This is a genomic window from Ideonella livida (assembly GCF_010499455.1).
In the GTDB taxonomy this organism is placed as follows: Bacteria; Pseudomonadota; Gammaproteobacteria; order Burkholderiales; family Burkholderiaceae_C; genus Ideonella; species Ideonella livida.
Map to the genome: position 1 here is coordinate 276,353 of NZ_JAAGOH010000001.1, position 15,634 is coordinate 291,986.

The 15,634-nt window shown below is 72.3% G+C and carries 14 protein-coding genes; 5 read left to right on the forward strand and 9 right to left on the reverse strand.

Annotated elements, in window-relative coordinates:
- Positions 1–10: 10 nt before the first annotated feature.
- Both G3A44_RS01345 and G3A44_RS01350 read right to left on the reverse strand, forming a co-directional pair.
- Entirely contained in the window at positions 11–2,560 is a 2,550-nt protein-coding gene (locus G3A44_RS01345) for a ligase-associated DNA damage response DEXH box helicase (RefSeq protein ID WP_310734306.1), read from the reverse strand.
- Positions 2,557–3,408, reverse strand: coding sequence for a DUF429 domain-containing protein (locus G3A44_RS01350; RefSeq protein ID WP_163455682.1), 852 nt, complete (start codon positions 3,406–3,408; stop codon positions 2,557–2,559). The genes G3A44_RS01345 and G3A44_RS01350 overlap by 4 nt, the downstream gene beginning before the upstream one ends.
- 217 nt (positions 3,409–3,625) lie before the next feature.
- Between G3A44_RS01350 and G3A44_RS01355 the strand changes: the two genes are divergently transcribed.
- The 5 genes from G3A44_RS01355 to G3A44_RS01375 all read left to right on the forward strand — a co-directional run bounded on the left by G3A44_RS01355 (position 3,626) and on the right by G3A44_RS01375 (position 8,876).
- Positions 3,626–4,222, forward strand: a complete 597-nt coding sequence (locus G3A44_RS01355; RefSeq protein WP_163455683.1) for a chalcone isomerase family protein — start codon at positions 3,626–3,628, stop codon at positions 4,220–4,222.
- 149 nt (positions 4,223–4,371) lie between these two features.
- Positions 4,372–5,169 (forward strand): phospholipase A2 family protein, encoded by a 798-nt coding sequence (locus G3A44_RS01360; protein WP_163455684.1) that lies wholly within the window; start codon positions 4,372–4,374, stop codon positions 5,167–5,169.
- Between the two features lie 151 nt (positions 5,170–5,320).
- Positions 5,321–7,693, forward strand: coding sequence for a YgiQ family radical SAM protein (locus G3A44_RS01365; protein ID WP_163455685.1), 2,373 nt, complete (start codon positions 5,321–5,323; stop codon positions 7,691–7,693).
- Between the two features lie 149 nt (positions 7,694–7,842).
- Entirely contained in the window at positions 7,843–8,454 is a 612-nt protein-coding gene (locus G3A44_RS01370; protein ID WP_163455686.1) for a hypothetical protein, read from the forward strand.
- 35 nt (positions 8,455–8,489) lie between these two features.
- Positions 8,490–8,876, forward strand: coding sequence for a DUF805 domain-containing protein (locus tag G3A44_RS01375; protein ID WP_163455687.1), 387 nt, complete (start codon positions 8,490–8,492; stop codon positions 8,874–8,876).
- 22 nt (positions 8,877–8,898) lie between these two features.
- Here the strand turns inward: G3A44_RS01375 and G3A44_RS01380 are convergent, their stop codons facing one another.
- From G3A44_RS01380 to G3A44_RS01410, 7 genes are all read right to left on the reverse strand, one after another.
- Positions 8,899–10,749 (reverse strand): TRAP transporter large permease subunit, encoded by a 1,851-nt coding sequence (locus G3A44_RS01380; RefSeq protein WP_163455688.1) that lies wholly within the window; start codon positions 10,747–10,749, stop codon positions 8,899–8,901.
- Positions 10,746–11,765: a TRAP transporter substrate-binding protein gene (locus tag G3A44_RS01385; protein WP_163455689.1), complete on the reverse strand. Its 1,020-nt coding sequence runs from the start codon at positions 11,763–11,765 to the stop codon at positions 10,746–10,748. Before G3A44_RS01385 ends, G3A44_RS01380 begins: the two co-directional genes overlap by 4 nt.
- The gene (locus tag G3A44_RS01390; RefSeq protein ID WP_163455690.1) at positions 11,752–12,543 is read right to left on the reverse strand and encodes a TRAP transporter TatT component family protein; all 792 of its coding nucleotides are present in this window, start codon (positions 12,541–12,543) and stop codon (positions 11,752–11,754) included. The genes G3A44_RS01385 and G3A44_RS01390 overlap by 14 nt, the downstream gene beginning before the upstream one ends.
- 167 nt (positions 12,544–12,710) lie before the next feature.
- On the reverse strand, positions 12,711–14,054 hold the full coding sequence (gene clsB / locus G3A44_RS01395; protein WP_163455691.1) for a cardiolipin synthase ClsB: 1,344 nt from the start codon (positions 14,052–14,054) through the stop codon (positions 12,711–12,713).
- Between the two features lie 38 nt (positions 14,055–14,092).
- Positions 14,093–14,884 carry an endonuclease/exonuclease/phosphatase family protein gene (locus G3A44_RS01400; protein ID WP_163455692.1) on the reverse strand — a complete coding sequence of 264 codons (792 nt, stop codon included), beginning with the start codon at positions 14,882–14,884 and terminating at the stop codon, positions 14,093–14,095.
- The gene (gene nudB / locus G3A44_RS01405) at positions 14,881–15,384 is read right to left on the reverse strand and encodes a dihydroneopterin triphosphate diphosphatase (protein WP_163455817.1); all 504 of its coding nucleotides are present in this window, start codon (positions 15,382–15,384) and stop codon (positions 14,881–14,883) included. The genes G3A44_RS01400 and nudB overlap by 4 nt, the downstream gene beginning before the upstream one ends.
- A 97-nt stretch (positions 15,385–15,481) precedes the next feature.
- Positions 15,482–15,634, reverse strand: a complete 153-nt coding sequence (locus tag G3A44_RS01410; RefSeq protein WP_163455693.1) for a hypothetical protein — start codon at positions 15,632–15,634, stop codon at positions 15,482–15,484.

A 15,634-nucleotide genomic window follows, 5' to 3' on the forward strand; every position in this document is an offset into this window, starting at 1 on the left:
CGCTGAGCGTTCAGGCACGCCGCCGGCGCCGCGGCACCGGCGGGGCCGCCTCGGCGTCCAGCGCCTGGTCCGCCTGGTCCAGCATGCGCCGCAGCCGGTCGGCCAGTTTCTCGGTGCTCAGCCGCTCCCGCAGCCGCTCGACCATCAGGGGCAGGGCCAGCGGGCTGGGCGCCTGCAAGGCCACGGCACGCAGGCGCGACGCCCGCAAGGTCGCCAAGGTCTGACGCAACCGCTCCACCTCCAGCTCCTGGGACAGCACTTCGGCCTGCGCCTGGGTAAGCAGGCGGTTGCCGGCGTCATGCTGGCGGAAGACCTCGTAGAACAGCGAGGCCGAGGCCTGCAGTTGCCGCACCCCCTTGCCAGCCCCCGGAAACCCGGTGAACACCAGGCCGGCCACCCGGGCGATCTCGCGAAAGCGCCGCTGCGCCAGCTCACTGGCGTTCAGGCTGGCCAGCACATCGTCGAGCAGCGCCTGCGGTGTCCCCTCCTCCAGCAGCTCGCCACGCCACAAGGCGTCCAGCACCACCGGCTCGGCCGAGAGCAGTTCCAACCCGTAGTCGTTGACGGCGATGGAGAAGGTGTTGGGCCGGTCCCGTCCCAGGCGCCAGGCCAGCAGCCCCCCCAGGCCCAGGTGCGCACTGCGACCGGCGAAGGCGTGCAAGAAGAGGTGGTGCCCCTCCCGGGAGCGCCAGGTCTCCACCAGCACCTCGCCCGGCAGGGGCAGGGCCGACAGCCGCGCCTGCGCCTGCAGCATGGGCTGCGCGGCCACCAGCTCGGGCTCGTCAAAGCGGCCTTGAGCCGCCTCGTGCACCAGGGACAGCGCCGCATCGGCCATCTCGCTGGAGAGCGACATGCGCGACCCACTCCACACCACCACCCGGCCCTTGGGCGACTTGGCCGCCCGCACATAGGCGGTGAGCTCGCGGCTGCGGACAAACTCCAGCACCCGCCCGGCGAACACGAAAGCGTCACCGGGCGAGAGCCGGGCGATGAAGCTCTCCTCCACCGTGCCCAGGGTGCCGCCATGCAACCAGGCCACCTTCATGGCGGCGTCGGCCACGATGGTGCCGACCTGCAGCCGGTGGCGCCGGGCGATGCCGGCATCAGGCACCTGCCAGCGGCCCTCCACCACCTGCAACTTGTGGTGTTCCGGGTAGGCCGCCAGGCTCTCACCGCCACGGCTGGCAAAGGCCAGCGCCCAGGCAAAAGCATCGGGCGTCAGCTGCCGGTAGGCCCAGGCTTGGCGCAGCTCCTGCAGCAGGGCAGCCGCGCCAGGCTGCCCCCCGGGCCCACTGGCGTCGGCCTCAAAGCCGCCCCCCAGCGCCAACGTGACCAAGTGCTGCACCAGCACGTCCATCGGCGCCTGCGGGCTGCGGCGGCACTCGACCCGCCCGGCGGCCACGGCGCGACGCGCCCCGGCGGCCTCCACCAGCTCAAACGTGTGGGTGGGTACCAGCGTCACGCGGCTGGGGCGCCCCGGCGCATGGCCCGAACGCCCCGCGCGCTGCAGCAGGCGGGCGATCCCCTTGGGCGAGCCGATCTGCAGCACCCGCTCCACCGGCAGGAAATCAACGCCCAGGTCCAGCGAGGACGTGGCCACCACCGCCTTGAGCCGCCCGTCCTTGAGTCCCTGCTCCACCCACTCCCGCACGCCACGCTCCAGCGAGCCGTGGTGCAGGGCCACCAGGCCGGCCCAGTCCGGCCGGGCGTCCAGCAGCAGCTGGTACCAGGCTTCGGCCTGCGAGCGCACGTTGGTGAAGACCAGCGTGGTGCCCGGCTGGGCCTCGATCTCCCGCACCACCGCCGCCTGCATCGACGCGCCCAGGTGCCCGGCCCAGGTGAAGCGCCCGGGCTCGGCCGGCAGCAGGGTGTCGATGACCAGGGACTTGTCCAGGCGCCCCCGCACCAGACGGGCCGGGGCCGGATGGGTCAGCGTGGCCATGGCCTCCTCCAGGTTGCCCAGGGTGGCCGACAAGCCCCAGACCACCAGCCCCGGGTTCAGGCGCCGCAACCGGGCCAGCGCCAGCTGCACCTGCACGCCGCGCTTGCTGCCCAGCAGCTCGTGCCACTCGTCGACGATGACGGTGTGCACGCTGGCCAACTCCTCCGAGGCCCGGGCGCGGGTGAGCATCAGGCACAGCGACTCCGGGGTGGTGACCAGGGTGGTGGGCCAGCGGCGGTCCTGACGCGCCCGCTCGGCCGAGGGGGTGTCGCCGGTGCGCAGGCCGCAGGTCCAGCCCGGCGCCAAGGCGCTCAAGGGAGCTTGCAGGGCCAGCAGGGTGTCGGCCGCCAGGGCGCGCATGGGCGTGAGCCACAGCACCCCCAGCGGGGGCGCCGTGCGAGCCCCCGCTGCACCGGCACCCGCCGCCAGACCGCGCAGCAGGGCACCGCCCCAGACAGCCAGCGTCTTGCCTGCTCCGGTGGTGGCATGCAGCAGACCACTCTGGCCCTCGGTCATGGCCTCCCACACCTCCTGCTGGAAGCCGTGGGCCTGCCAGCCGCGCGACTCGAACCAGGCCTGCAGGGCGGCGCGCGGGCCGCGGAAGACCGCGGCGCTCACGCCGCCGCCCAGGGTGCGGTCAGGATCCAACCCTCCAGCGGATCGACCTCGGGCGGCCAGCCATGTCGCGGCTGGTCCAGCGACCAGGCCACCTGCATCAGGCAGAGCACCGCGTCCAACAGATCGCCACGGGGCTCCTGACACAAGGCCTGGCACTGCTCAGGTGAGGCCTGCAGACGCAGGCCCAGGCGGGTGCAGCCGGCCCGCAGCGCCTGCAGCAGCTCGCCACGGGCCTGCTCCCGGTCAGGCGTCTGCCGGGCCACGTCGTCGCTCTTGTAGGAGCGCCGGCCCAGCACCTCGCGGGCCAGCAGGCCGGGATAGGCCTCCAGCGCCAGACGCTGGGGATCGCCGTCGTGCAAGCCGGGCAGGCTCACCCCCGCGGCCAGCAGGCCCGCCACCCCGGCATGGAGCATCCAGGCCACTGGCGGGTTGACCCACTTCATGGATGGCGAGGCCCCAGCCGGACCGTCGCAGCGGCGGTGGGCAAACTTGCCACCGGCGGGCCGCCCAGCGCAGAAGGCGGCAAAACGCGCCCGCAAGTCGTCCCGTTGCTGGCAGGTGTAGTGCCGCATCAGGGGTGCCCAGGACAGGGGCCAGCCCTGTGCCACCACCAGCTCGCGGGGCAGGCCAAAGGGGAGGTCAAAGCCACCGATCCACGGCCCGGGCTCCCGCAGGCTGTCCTGCCAGTCAGGCAGGCTGGCATGCCGGCGCCAGCCCTGCAGATGCACCACCGACCCCTGGCGCCAACCCTGGGCCTCCACAATGGGCTTGCGCCGGCTGGGCGCGCTGCTGAAGTCCACGCCCCGAAGGGGCACGGACGGGGCCGGGGAGCGGACAAGGGCGTTCATGAGCGGGTGAAGTCGAATACAGGGGGGCCTGCGCCCATTGCGCGGTGCCAAGCAGGGGGGGATCAGGGCCGGGATCCCCCGCCGGAGGGGAGAGGCAGGCCCGAGTTTGGCGGAAACTCCGCTCCGCCACCGGCCACAGGGTCTGCACAGATTGACAGCCCCATGGCCCCTGCGGAGCATTTGACTGCCGCGGTGTGCCCAGCCCAGGAGTACCGTCGTGATCGTCCAACCCCACACCTCTCTCGCCACCCGCCGGTGGCTGGCCGCCTGCACACTGGCGCTGGCCAGCGCGGCCGTCCAGGCCGCCCCCACCACCACCCGGTTCGAGCCCACCACGCAGGTGCAGGGTCAGGCCCTGCTGCTCAACGGCACCGGCACACGGGTGCGCGCGGTGTTCAAGGTCTACGACATGGCGCTCTACACCACCCGCAAGGTGTCGACCACCCAGGACCTGCTGAACCTCGGCGGGGCCAAGAAGCTGCATTTCGCCGCCCTGCGGGAGCTGCCCGGCACCGACCTGGGGCTGCTGTTCCTCAAGGGTCTGCAAGCGAACTCCACCAAGGAACAGGTGCAGAAGCACACGACCTCCTCCACCCGGCTGATCGAAATCTTCTCCGGCAAGAACAAGCTCATGCCGGGCGACACCTTCACCATGGAATTCATCCCCGACAAGGGCACGCAGTTCTACATCCAGGAGCAGGCGCAGGGCGGCCCGGTGGGGGATGCGGAGTTCTTCGAGATGATCCTCAAGATCTGGTTCGGCCCGGCCTCGGTGGACACCGGCCTGCGCGACGCGCTGCTGGGCCAGCGCTGAACACCCACCGCCCCGTCCCGACCGCCCGTCCCCCACCGCCCCGCCGACACGCCACTGTCGCGCGGCGCGCCTACGCTGATCCGATGTCGTCTGAGCATCCCTCCTCCCCGTGTCCCGCCGGCGGACGCCGCTGCCGGTGGGCCGCCCGGGTGCCCGCCCGCGCTTGGACGACCCTGGTCCTGGTGGCCGCCGCGGCACTCAGTGGCTGCACCGGGCTGCAATTGCAAGTGCGCAGCCCGGAAGCCGAGGCCCTGGATGGCCAGCCACCCGAGATCAGCACCACCTGGCGGTACGGCCAGTTCTGTGGCAAGGACCACCCGGCGCTGGATCCCGCCCAAGGCCCCCTGGGCCAGATCCGCTTCCTGCTGGGCCTGAGCCCGGTGGACGACGTGGACAGGGCCTGCCAGTTCCACGACATCTGCTACGTCGCCAACGGCAGCCCCTCGCGCCTGTGCGACAAGGCCCTGTCGTGGAACCTCAAGCTCATCGCCACGCGGCTGCCCAAGGTGGAGCACGAACTCTTCGGCGTGGTGCGCGACCGCGGCGCCCTGATGACCGACCCCTGCGCCCGGCTGGTGACCGAGATCGAGCACTATGCCGAGGTGGCCGCCGGCCTGAATGCCGACGACCTGCGCGACCGCGTGGTGGGCGGCCTGAGCGGCGTGGCCCTGGCCGTGGCCAGCGCCCCCACCCACCTGCTGGGCAGCGCCCTGTCCACGGTCTCGGGCGTGGGCCAGCAGCCCTCGCTTTGCCTGGCCACCGAGCCCCTGCCCCTGCTGTTTCCCTCCAGCCCGCAGGAGCTCAACGCCTTGCGCGGGTGCTACCGCGAACCCCAGGGGTTCGGGGCCTGTCCACTGGCCCCGCGACGCAGCCGCCATGACGGCCACCCCGCACTGCCCGACGCCGACCCCCTGACGGTACCGGCGGCCAGCGCGGCGCCCGGCTGAAGCCGGCCGCGCCGGTGCCGCCCGCCGGCAGACTGACCGTGGCGCAAGTGGGGCCAAGCCCCAGCAGCGACAATGGCGGGTTGCCCTGACCGGGCTCGCCGAGCCGCAGGCCGACTGCGGCCGGCCCGATTCCCCAGCCTTGCGCACCGCCATGAGCCACGCCGCCGCCCTTTCGCCCGAACGTCCCAAGCCGCTGTCGCGCTACCGTCCCTTCTGGGCCAAGCGCTTCGGCCCGGCCCCTTTCCTGCCCATGAGCCGCCAGGAGATGGACCAGCTGGGCTGGGACAGCTGTGACGTCATCATCGTCACCGGCGACGCCTATGTGGACCACCCCAGCTTCGGCATGGCGGTCATCGGCCGGACCCTGGAGGCCCAGGGCTTTCGCGTGGGCATCATCGCCCAGCCCGACTGGTCCTCGGCCGAGGCCTTCAAGGCGCTGGGCAAGCCCAACCTGTTCTTCGGCGTGGCGGCCGGGAACATGGACTCGATGATCAACCACTACACCGCGGACCGGAAGATCCGCAGTGACGACGCCTACACACCGGGCGGCGTGGCCGGCAAGCGGCCCGACCGGGCCACGCTGGTCTACACCCAGCGCTGCCGCGAGGCCTTCAAGGACGTGCCGGTGATCATTGGCGGCATCGAGGCCTCGCTGCGTCGCATCGCCCACTACGACCACTGGCAGGAGAAGGTGCGCCGCTCCATCCTGGTGGACGCCAAGGCCGACATGCTGTTGTACGGCAACGCCGAACGCGCCATCGTCGAGATCGCCCACCGCCTGGCCCAGCGCAAGCCGCTGGAGAGCATCACCGACGTGCGCGGCACCGCCTTCCTGCGCAAGCCCGACGAGGCCTCGCTGCACGGCTGGTACGAGATCGACTCCACCGAGGTGGACCAACCCGGCAAGATCGACCGCCTGCTCAACCCCTACCTGACGCTGGAGGAGCAGGCCGGCGAGGCCGGCGCCAGCTGTGCCCGCAGCGAAGCCGCCCCCGACGGGACGGCGACGCCTTCCCCGGCCGACGGCGCCCAGCCCATCCGCATCGTGCGCCAGCCGCTGGCCAAGACCGACGGGCGGGCGGTGACCACACCACGTGCCCAGACCGTCATCCGCCTGCCCGCCTATGAGCAGGTCAAGAGCGACCCGGTGCTCTACGCCCACGCCAGCCGCGTGCTCCACCTGGAGACCAACCCCGGCAACGCCCGCGCGCTGGTGCAGCGCCACGGCGAGGGCCCGGCACTGCGCGACGTGTGGATCAACCCGCCGCCGCTACCGCTGTCCACCGCCGAGATGGACCTTGTGTTTGACCTGCCCTACGCCCGCGCGCCCCATCCGCGCTACGCCGACGCGCAAGGCAGCCACGACGGCGCCACCAAGATCCCGGCCTGGGAGATGATCCGTTTCTCGGTCAACATCATGCGCGGCTGCTTCGGCGGTTGCACCTTCTGCTCGATCACCGAACACGAGGGGCGCATCATCCAGAGCCGCAGCGAGGACTCGGTCATCCACGAGATCGAGGCCATCCGCGACAAGGTCAAGGGCTTCACCGGCGTCATCTCCGACCTGGGCGGCCCCACCGCCAACATGTACCGCCTGGGCTGCCGCTCCCCCGAGATCGAGGCCGCCTGCCGCAAGCCCAGCTGCGTCTACCCCGGCATCTGTCCCAACCTCAAGACCGACCACGGCCCGCTGATCCAGATGTACCGGCGCGCCCGCGCGCTCAAGGGCGTCAAGAAAATTCTCATCGGCTCGGGCCTGCGCTACGACCTGGCGGTGGAGTCGCCCGAGTACATCAAGGAGCTGGTCACCCACCATGTGGGCGGCTACCTCAAGATCGCGCCGGAGCACACCGAGGGCGGCCCGCTGTCCAAGATGATGAAGCCGGGCATCGGCACCTACGACCGCTTCAAGGCCCTGTTCGACCAGTTCAGCGCCGAGGCCGGTAAGCAGCAGTACCTCATCCCCTACTTCATCGCCGCCCACCCGGGCACCAGCGATGAGGACATGATGAACCTGGCGATCTGGCTCAAGCGCAACGGCTTCCGTGCCGACCAAGTGCAGACCTTCTACCCCAGCCCCATGGCCACCGCCACGGCCATGTTCCACAGCGGGCTGAACACGCTCAAGGGCATCAGCCGCCAGGCGGGCAAGAGCGAGAAGGTGGACATCGTGCGCGGCGAGCGCCGCCGGCGCCTGCACAAGGCCTTCCTGCGCTACCACGACCCCAACAACTGGCCGCTGCTGCGCGAGGCGCTCAAGGAGATGGGCCGTGCCGACTTGATCGGCAACGGCAAGCACCACCTCATTCCGCTGTGGCAGCCCCAGACCGACGGCGGCTACCAGAGCGCGCGGCGCAGCAACTCCACCCCAGTGGGCAAGGCGTCGGCCGGAGCGCAGACGGCCAGCCGGCCTGCGGCCCCCAAGGCGGCCGCCCCCGGACGCCTGCTGACCCAGCACACCGGCCTGCCACCGCGGGCCGGCACCCGCGCCAAGCCGGTCAAGGGCAAGCCGCCCGGCCGTTGAGCCCCGCCGACCGGTGGCCCGGCCGGGCCGCCGGGCCTGGCAGCGGGATCGGGGACGATCCGTGGCGGGTCTGCGGCAATTCAGCGGCGGTGCGGCAGGCGTACCATCTCGGCCGCGCCGCATGGCGACGACGACAGGAGGAGCCCCTCATGAACCCCTTTCAGATCCCCAGCTGGCGCGGCCTGACCCGCGCCGGCCTGCTCACCCTGGCTGCCTGGGCCCTGATCCCGGTCGCCTCGCAGGCCCAAGCCCCGGCCGCCCCGGTAGCACCCACCGCGCCTGCGCGCGCCCCCATCCTGCCACCCACGCCGGAGCAGGTGCGCAGCCAGGAATCCGGCGGCCGCCCGGCCACCGGGATGTCGACCCCGGCCGCCAACCCGACGGCGGGCCAGCAGGCCACGGCGGCAACCCCGCCGGCCACGCCCGGCAAGGCAGTCGCCCCGGCAGCCGGCGCCGGTGCCCAGGCCGGCAAGGCGACCGGCAAATCCGCCGCCAAGGCCACCGGCCAGGCCGGGGCCAAAAAGGTGGGCAAGGCCGCCGGGGCCAAGGCCGGCGCCAAGGCCAAGCACGGCAAGGCCGCCAAGGCGGGCAAGGCCGGCAAATCGCCCAAGGCGGACAAGCCAGGCAAGGCCACCAAGGCGGCCAAGCTTGCCAAGGCCGACAAGGCGGCCAAGGCGGCCAAGGCGGCCAAGGCCCGCAAGCAAGCCGGCGCCGCCCGGCCCCGTCAAGCCCAGTCCCGGGCCGCCAACGCCCTGCGCTGACCCCCATCAGGCCGCCGCCTGCCCGCGCCGCCGCCATGAACGACCTGTTGAACGCCTCCACCGCCGGGCTGCCCATCGAGCCCATGCCACCGTCCCGCCTGTTCCTGAGCTTGGAGGGGCGGCTGCGCCGGCGCGACTACTGGCAGCGCGGCGTGCTGCCGCTGCTGCTGGTGCTGGTGGTGGGCACCGCCCTGCTCAACATTGCCGGCCTGCCGTTGGAGCGTGCCGAGGGCCTGATGAACCTGGTGCTGGCCTGGCCCATGCTGGCCGTCTCGGTCAAGCGCTGGCACGACCGCAACCGCTCCGGCTGGTGGATGGCCGTGCTGCTGGTGCCGGTGGTGGGCTGGCTGTGGCTGCTCATCGACAACGGTTGCCTGCGCGGCGACGCCGGCCCCAACGACTACGGCCCCCCGCCGGCCTGAGCCCGGACACCCCGAGGCCGCCTCAGGGCCGCAGCAAGGCGGGCAGGCCCGTGGCCAGGGGCGGCACCAGGGCGATGAGCACCGTGCCCACAAAGATCGCGCCCATGGCCGGCAGCACCGACACCGCCACCGTGCGCAGCGGCTGCCGGAACATGGCCGAGGCAAAGTAGAGGTTCATGCCCGCGGGTGGGCACAGGAACCCCGCCTCCATCGCCGCCAGGAAGATGATGCCGAAGTGCAGCGGGTCCAGCCCATAGGCCCGGGCCAGGGGCAGCAGCAGCGGCACCAGCACCACGATGGCGGCGTAGATCTCCATGAGCGCGGCCGCCACGAAGAGGAAGGCGCACAACGCCACCAGGAACAGGGTACGGTCCGGGATGGCCGACTGCACCCAGTCCACCGCCAGGTCGGGAATCCCGGCATCGACCAGGAAGTTGGTCAGCGCCAGGGCCATGCCCAGGATCAGCATCACCCCGCCGATGATCTGTGCCGACTCGGCCAGCACACGGCCCACCGCGGCCGCGCCCAGCTCCCGGCGCAGCACGGCCTGAGTGAACAGCGCATAGGCGGCGGTCAGCGCCGCGCTCTCCACCGGCGTGGCCCAGCCCCCCAGCAGCGACCCCAGGGCCACCGCCGGTGCGGCCAGCTCCCAGCGGGCGATCCAAGCCGCACGCAGCGCGGCGCGAGCATCCGGGGCCGAAGCCGGGGCTGGGGCCGTACCAGCATCGCGGCGCAGGAACCCGCCCAGCACCAGCAGCACCACCACCATGAGCAACGCGGGCACCACACCGGCCAAGAACATCTCGGCGATGGGCACCCGGGCGATCACCGCGTACAGGATGAGCGGCACCGAAGGCGCCAGCAGCACCCCCAGCGCGCTGGCGCTGGTCACCAGGCCAATGCCCCGCTGCTCCGGATAGCCCGCCTGACGCAGCAGCGGCAGCAGCAGGCCGCCCAGCGCCAGGATGGTCACGCCACTGCCGCCGGTGAAAGCGGTGAAGGCCGAGCACAGGAGGGCCGCGGCCACCACGGTGCCACGTGCGCCCCCCCCAAACAGGGCCACGAACAGGGCCGACAGGCGCTGGGCCGCCTGAGTGCGGGCCAGCACCAAGCCCGCCAGGGTGTAGAGCGGCAGCGCGGGCAGGGAGGCGTTGACGGTGATCTGGTAGTGCGACAGCGCCACGGAGGCCAAAGGCAGACCTTCATGCCAGAACAGCAGCAGCGCCAGGCCGCCCAGGATGGCGAACACCGGCGCCCCGGCCAGCAGCAGCACCAGCAGGCACAGCGCGCCCGGCAGCAGCGGCGGCGCGGCCGGGCCAGCCCCGTCCATTCCCCCCACCGACCACGCGGCCCAGGCGCCCAGCGCCGGCAGAACCCGCAAGGGCAGCGCCCACCCCGTGGGCCGGACCTCGACGCGGCGGGTGAACTGCAGACCCAGCCAGGCAAAGCCCAGGGGCATCGCCGCCTGGACCCACCACACGGCCATGCCGTAGGCCAACGGTTGAGGCGCCTGCATTTCGGACTGCACCAGGCGGGCGCTGGCGCCGGCCAGCAGGCCGCACAAGGTGCCTGTGCCGGCCAGCACCAGCGCCCGTACCCCGGCCTGCACGCGGGCTGTACCCCACCGGGCCAGGCTGCTGCCCAGGGCGCTGAGGTGGCCGTGGCGCTCGGCGGCCAGGGCGCCGGCCATGGTCATCAGCAGGCCCAGGTGCTGCACCAGCACCGAGGCGTTCTGCACACCGGCGCCCAGCAGCGGTCGCGCCAGCATCTCAGCCAGCGGTATGCCCACCATCAGCGCCAGGGCCAACCCAGCCAGCACCTCGTCAGGCCATGGCGGGCGGGCCGTGGGCTGAGCGGGCGCGACCGGACTCATCGCTGACCCGCGCGGTAGGCGCGGACATGGGTGAAGACCTCGTCAAAGGTCTCGGCCGGCACCATGGTGCCGCGGATGCGGGGGTAGAGCTGTTCGGCGAGCTGGTGCCACTCGCGCAGCTGCGCCTCGTTGGGACGGCTCACGGTCAGGCCGCGTCGAACCATGGCGGCGGTGGCCTCGTCCACCTCCTTGCGCGCCTGGGTCCGCATGGCCAAACCGGCCTTCTCACCGGCCTGGAGCAGGGCCTGCTGGCCCGCCGGGCTGAGCGCAGCCCAGGCTCTTTGCGTGAGCACCAGGGCCCCGACGATGGGCGCCCAGTTGATTTCCAGCATGTGCCGGGCGGTGCCATGCACCTGGCTGGCCAGGGCAAAGTACGGGGTGCTGGGCAGCACGTCGATCATGCCGGTCTGGATGGCGGCCAGAGCGTCACCTGTCTCCAGGGGCACGGGCGTGTAGCCCAGACCTTTCATGATGGCCTGCTGTTCGGGCTCGGAGCCCCAAGCGAAGAAGCGCCGGCCCTTGTAGTCGCCGGGCAGCACGGCCGGCTGCGTGCTAAAGAAACGCACCCAGCCCGCGTCTCCCCAACCCAGGACCACAAAGCCCTTGTCCAGGAAGCGCTTCTCCATGCCTGCGCGCATCCGGTTGCGCACATAGTCCAGCTCCTCCCAGCTGCGAAATAGCAAGGGCAGGTTCTGCAGCGCCGCAATGCCAGGTTCGATGTCGCGCAGACCCACGACCGACATCAGCCCGCCCTGGAGCTGGCCGATGCGCATGCGCCGGACCATTTCGGCCTCGCCCCCCTGGCTGCCGTCGGTGAACACGACAAAGCGCGCGCCGGGGCCCTGGGCGGCGCGCCAGGCCTCACCCAACTCCAGCAGTTCCTGGTGGTAGAGCGAGTGCTTGGGCACCACGCTGGCGATGCGCAGCTGCACGGCGGGCGTCTGGGCGCGCAAGGGCGCAGCCCAGGGCAAAGTGGCCAGGCCGGCGCCCAGCAGCTGTCGTCTAGAAGCGGTCATCGAGGGTATCCAGTAGCCACTGCGCCCGGTCGCGCATCACGGCATGGGTCAGGGAGGGATGTTGCGCGGCAATGGCCAGGGCCTCGCGCAGCAGGCGTTCAAAGCGGTCGCGGTCCTGGGAGGCCAGGGCCTCGGCCTCGGCCAGGGGCACGCCGGCTTGGCGGCCCTGGGCCAGCGCCCGGGCCCGGCTGAAATAGGCGTCAGCCCGTGCCCGGTTGCCGTTGGGCAGGGCGGCCTCCAGCGTGCCCAGCAGACTGGCCAGGGCCCCTTCAGCCAGGGTGGGCGCCAGGGCGTCGGCCTGCCGGGCCAGCTGCACCACGGCCGGCAGCTCGGCCACGCGCTCGGGCTCGCCCTTGCGCAAGGAGATGGCACCGGCCCAGGCGGCCGCCGCCCAATAGGCCAGCTCGGCCTGCTCGGCACGCAACGGCACCGGCCGACCTTCGCGCAGCGCCGCCTGCAGCCCGGGGGTCCCGACCTCCAGCGTGCGCAGGGCCTGCCCGGCCGCGCGGTCGTAGAGTCGGGCGGCGCGCTCGCGCAGGGCCAAGGCCCGCCGCGGCTGCTGCTGCTCGAGTTGCTCGGCCTCCAGCGCCACGAAGGCGTAGGTGTACTGGGTCAGGCCTGAGGCCACCGCGGTGGCCAGCGGCAGGTGGTCAGGCTGCGCGCGCAACACCGACTCCGACAGCTTCAGGTAGAAGGCTGCCGCCTCGCGGGCCAGCTGGGGGTCATCCTCCGGGCTGGCGCCCTGGGACGCGAGCGCATCGGCCAGGGGCCGTTGCACCCACCCGGCACAACCGCCCAACAGCAGGACCAGCACCAGTCCCCCAACCCTTCCCAGATGGCGCAAACGCGCAGCCCGCATGACAGCTCCCGGCAGCCCAGAGGGCGACGCAGCCGCAATGTAGGCAGCGCGGGTGACAGCGCAGTGTCACCGCCGGCCGCGGAGGATCAGTAGCGTCCGGTCAGGCCGGCCGTGCGCAGGTAGATCCGCGCCACCCAGGCCACGACCACACGGCCCAGCCAGGCGCGCCAACCCCGTGGCCGCGCCGCCGGCGCCACCTGGCGGGCGCCCTGCAGCGCGCGGTCGAACCAGGCCCGCAGGCCGGCGGCGAAGGCGGCATCGCGCACCACGGAATTGGCCTCCAGATTCAGCAGCAGCGACAGGGGATCGACATTGGACGAGCCCACCGTGGCCCACCGGCCGTCCACGCCCACCGCCTTGGCATGCAGGTGGGCGGCGGTGTACTCGTGGATCTCCACGCCTTCGGCCAGCAGCTCGGCGTAGAGCGCCCGGGCGGCCCAGCCGGCCAGCTGGTAGTCCAGCTTGCCCTGCAGCAGCAGCCGCACCCGCACGCCACGGCGCGCGGCGCGCAGCAGCACCCGGCGAAACACCCGCCCGGGGTAGAAATAAGGCGTCACCAGGTCGATGCTGGCCTGCGACTGGTGAATCGCCTCGATCATGGTCCGCTCGATGGTGCGGCGCTGGCGCAGGTTGTCGCGCACCACGAAGGCGGCCGACACGCCGAGGCTCGGCGCCGACCCGGGGGTGGCCTCCACCGCCGGCCCTGCGGCGGCTTCGGGCCGGGGCAGCACCATGCGGACCTGCCGCCACAGGGCGCGGGCCTGGTGCAGGGGTTCGGCGGCGCGCCAAAGCTGCACCACCTCCTGGCGCCAGTCGTGGCCAAACATGGCGCGGGTCCACACGGCCCGCACCGTCTGCTCCACCGCCAGGGCCACCGGCCCCTCCAGCCGCACGGCCAGGTCCAGACGAGGCGCCTCGCTCCAACCATGGGTCAGGTCGTGGCAGTCGTCGATCAGGTTGATGCCGCCGACGAAGGCCACCTGGCCGTCGACCACGCACAGCTTCTGGTGCAGCCGGCGCAGCTGGCTGGGCTGCAACCAGTGCCACCAGCGGCGCAAGGGCCGAAAGACCACCCAATCCACGCCACTGCCGTGCAGCTGGGCGGCCAGCCAGTCCAGCGCCGCCAGGCTGCCAAAGCCGTCGACCACCAGGCGCACCCGCACGCCGCGCACGGCGGCACGCCGCAGGGCCGCCAGCACTTGAGCAGCCGCAGAATCTTCGGCCAAAATGTAAGTGGCCACCCACACTTCATGATGGGCGCCTGCCAAGGCGCGGGCCATGGCGGGAAACAGCGATTGCCCGCCTTCCAGCAAGGTCACCTCGTGCCCGTCCTGGTACACCGCGCGGGCGGCGGCGTACCAGCCCAGGGAGGCGGTCCAGGCCTGAGGGGGGGCACCCGTCTCGGCGGTGGGAGGTGGCGTCGTGGACATGGTCCAGCGGTGGAGGTGACGGCCACACGCGGCAGCCCTCAGGCCCGCGCCAGCTCCGCCACCAAGGGCAGATGGTCCGACAGCCGGGCCCAGGCCGGCCCGCGGGGAGACTGCAGGGCCACGCAGCGCAGGCCGCGCAGGTACATCCGGTCCAGTCCAAACAAGGGCAGCCGGGAGGGGAAGGTCAGCACCCGCGCCGCCCCGGCGCTGGCTTGGGCCCGTAGCAGGCCCGCGGCGGCCAGGTGCTGGTCCAGCCGTTCGGACCAGTCGTTGAAGTCGCCAGCCACCAGCACCGCCTCATCGGCCGGCACCTCACGCCGCAGGTAGTCGCCCAGCCGCCGGGCCTGGCGCACACGGCTGCCGTGGATCAGGCCAAAGTGGGCCACCACCACATGCAGTGGCCGCCCATCCCACTGCAGTTGCACATGCAGCAGGCCACGCTGCTCCAGTCGGTGGTCGGACACGTCATGGTGGCGCACCTGGCCCACCGGCAGACGGGAGAGCAGCGCATTGCCATGCTCCCCCTGCCGGGTGACGGCGTTGGTGCGGTAGACCGACTCAAAACCCTCGGGCGCAAGAAAGTCCGCCTGCCCCTGGTCAGGCCAGCCCAGGTGGGTGTGATCAAAGCGGCGGGCATCGCCGGCATGGAACAGCCGCACCTCCTGCAGGCAGACCAGATCGGCCTGCAGGCCGTGGATGGCGCGGCCCAGGTTGTGGATCTCCAGCCGCTTGCGCGGCCCCACCCCGCGCACGCCCTTGTGGATGTTGTAGCTGACCACCCGCAGGCGCGAGAGCGTGGTCGCCGACCCGCCTGACGCCTCGTATCTCATGGTGCGCAGGGCGGCAGCGCCAGACGCCGCGGCAGTTGCAGGATGGCCTCGGCGTTGGAGGGTGAGAAGCAGCGGTCGGCCGCCTCGGGCCAGGGCAGCCAGGCCCAGGCGGTGTGCTCGCGCGGGGCCAGCACCGGCGTGGTGCCCGCCGGCACGCACAGGCCGAAGACCTGCTCGGTGTTGTGGGTCACGCCCGGAGCGTAGCGGTGGCGCCAGCGTGGGTAGATCTCGTAGACGTTGGCCAGCTGCCAGTCCACCAGCGCCGAGGGGGGCACGGCGGCAGTGCCGACGACGATGCCGGTTTCCTCGGCCACTTCTCGGGTGCAGGTCTCGGCCCAGGGTTCGTCCAGCCGGTCCTTGGAGCCGGTCACGCTTTGCCAGAACCCCGGCACATCGGCCCGCTCCAGCAGCAGCACGCGGCCGTCCGGGTCGTGGATGACCACCAGCACCGACTGGGGGATCTTTGGCGGCTTGGCCACCGGGGCCGGGGTGGGCGACATGGGGGGCGAATCGGCGGCCGAAGTTTCGGGCGCGGCGTCGGACGGCATGCTCATGCCACGATGATAGGAGCCCGCCCCGACCCCATGCGCAGGCGGGTCAGCGCAGCCGGGCGATGGCCGGCCGCAACCGGGCCACCTGGCGCGCATGGCGGATCCGCAGCCCCGCCGCCACGGCGGTGACGGAGAGAAAGCCGGGGCGGCTGGCCTGCAGCCGGCGCCGCGCCCGGGCGAGTCCGGCCAGGCGGGACAT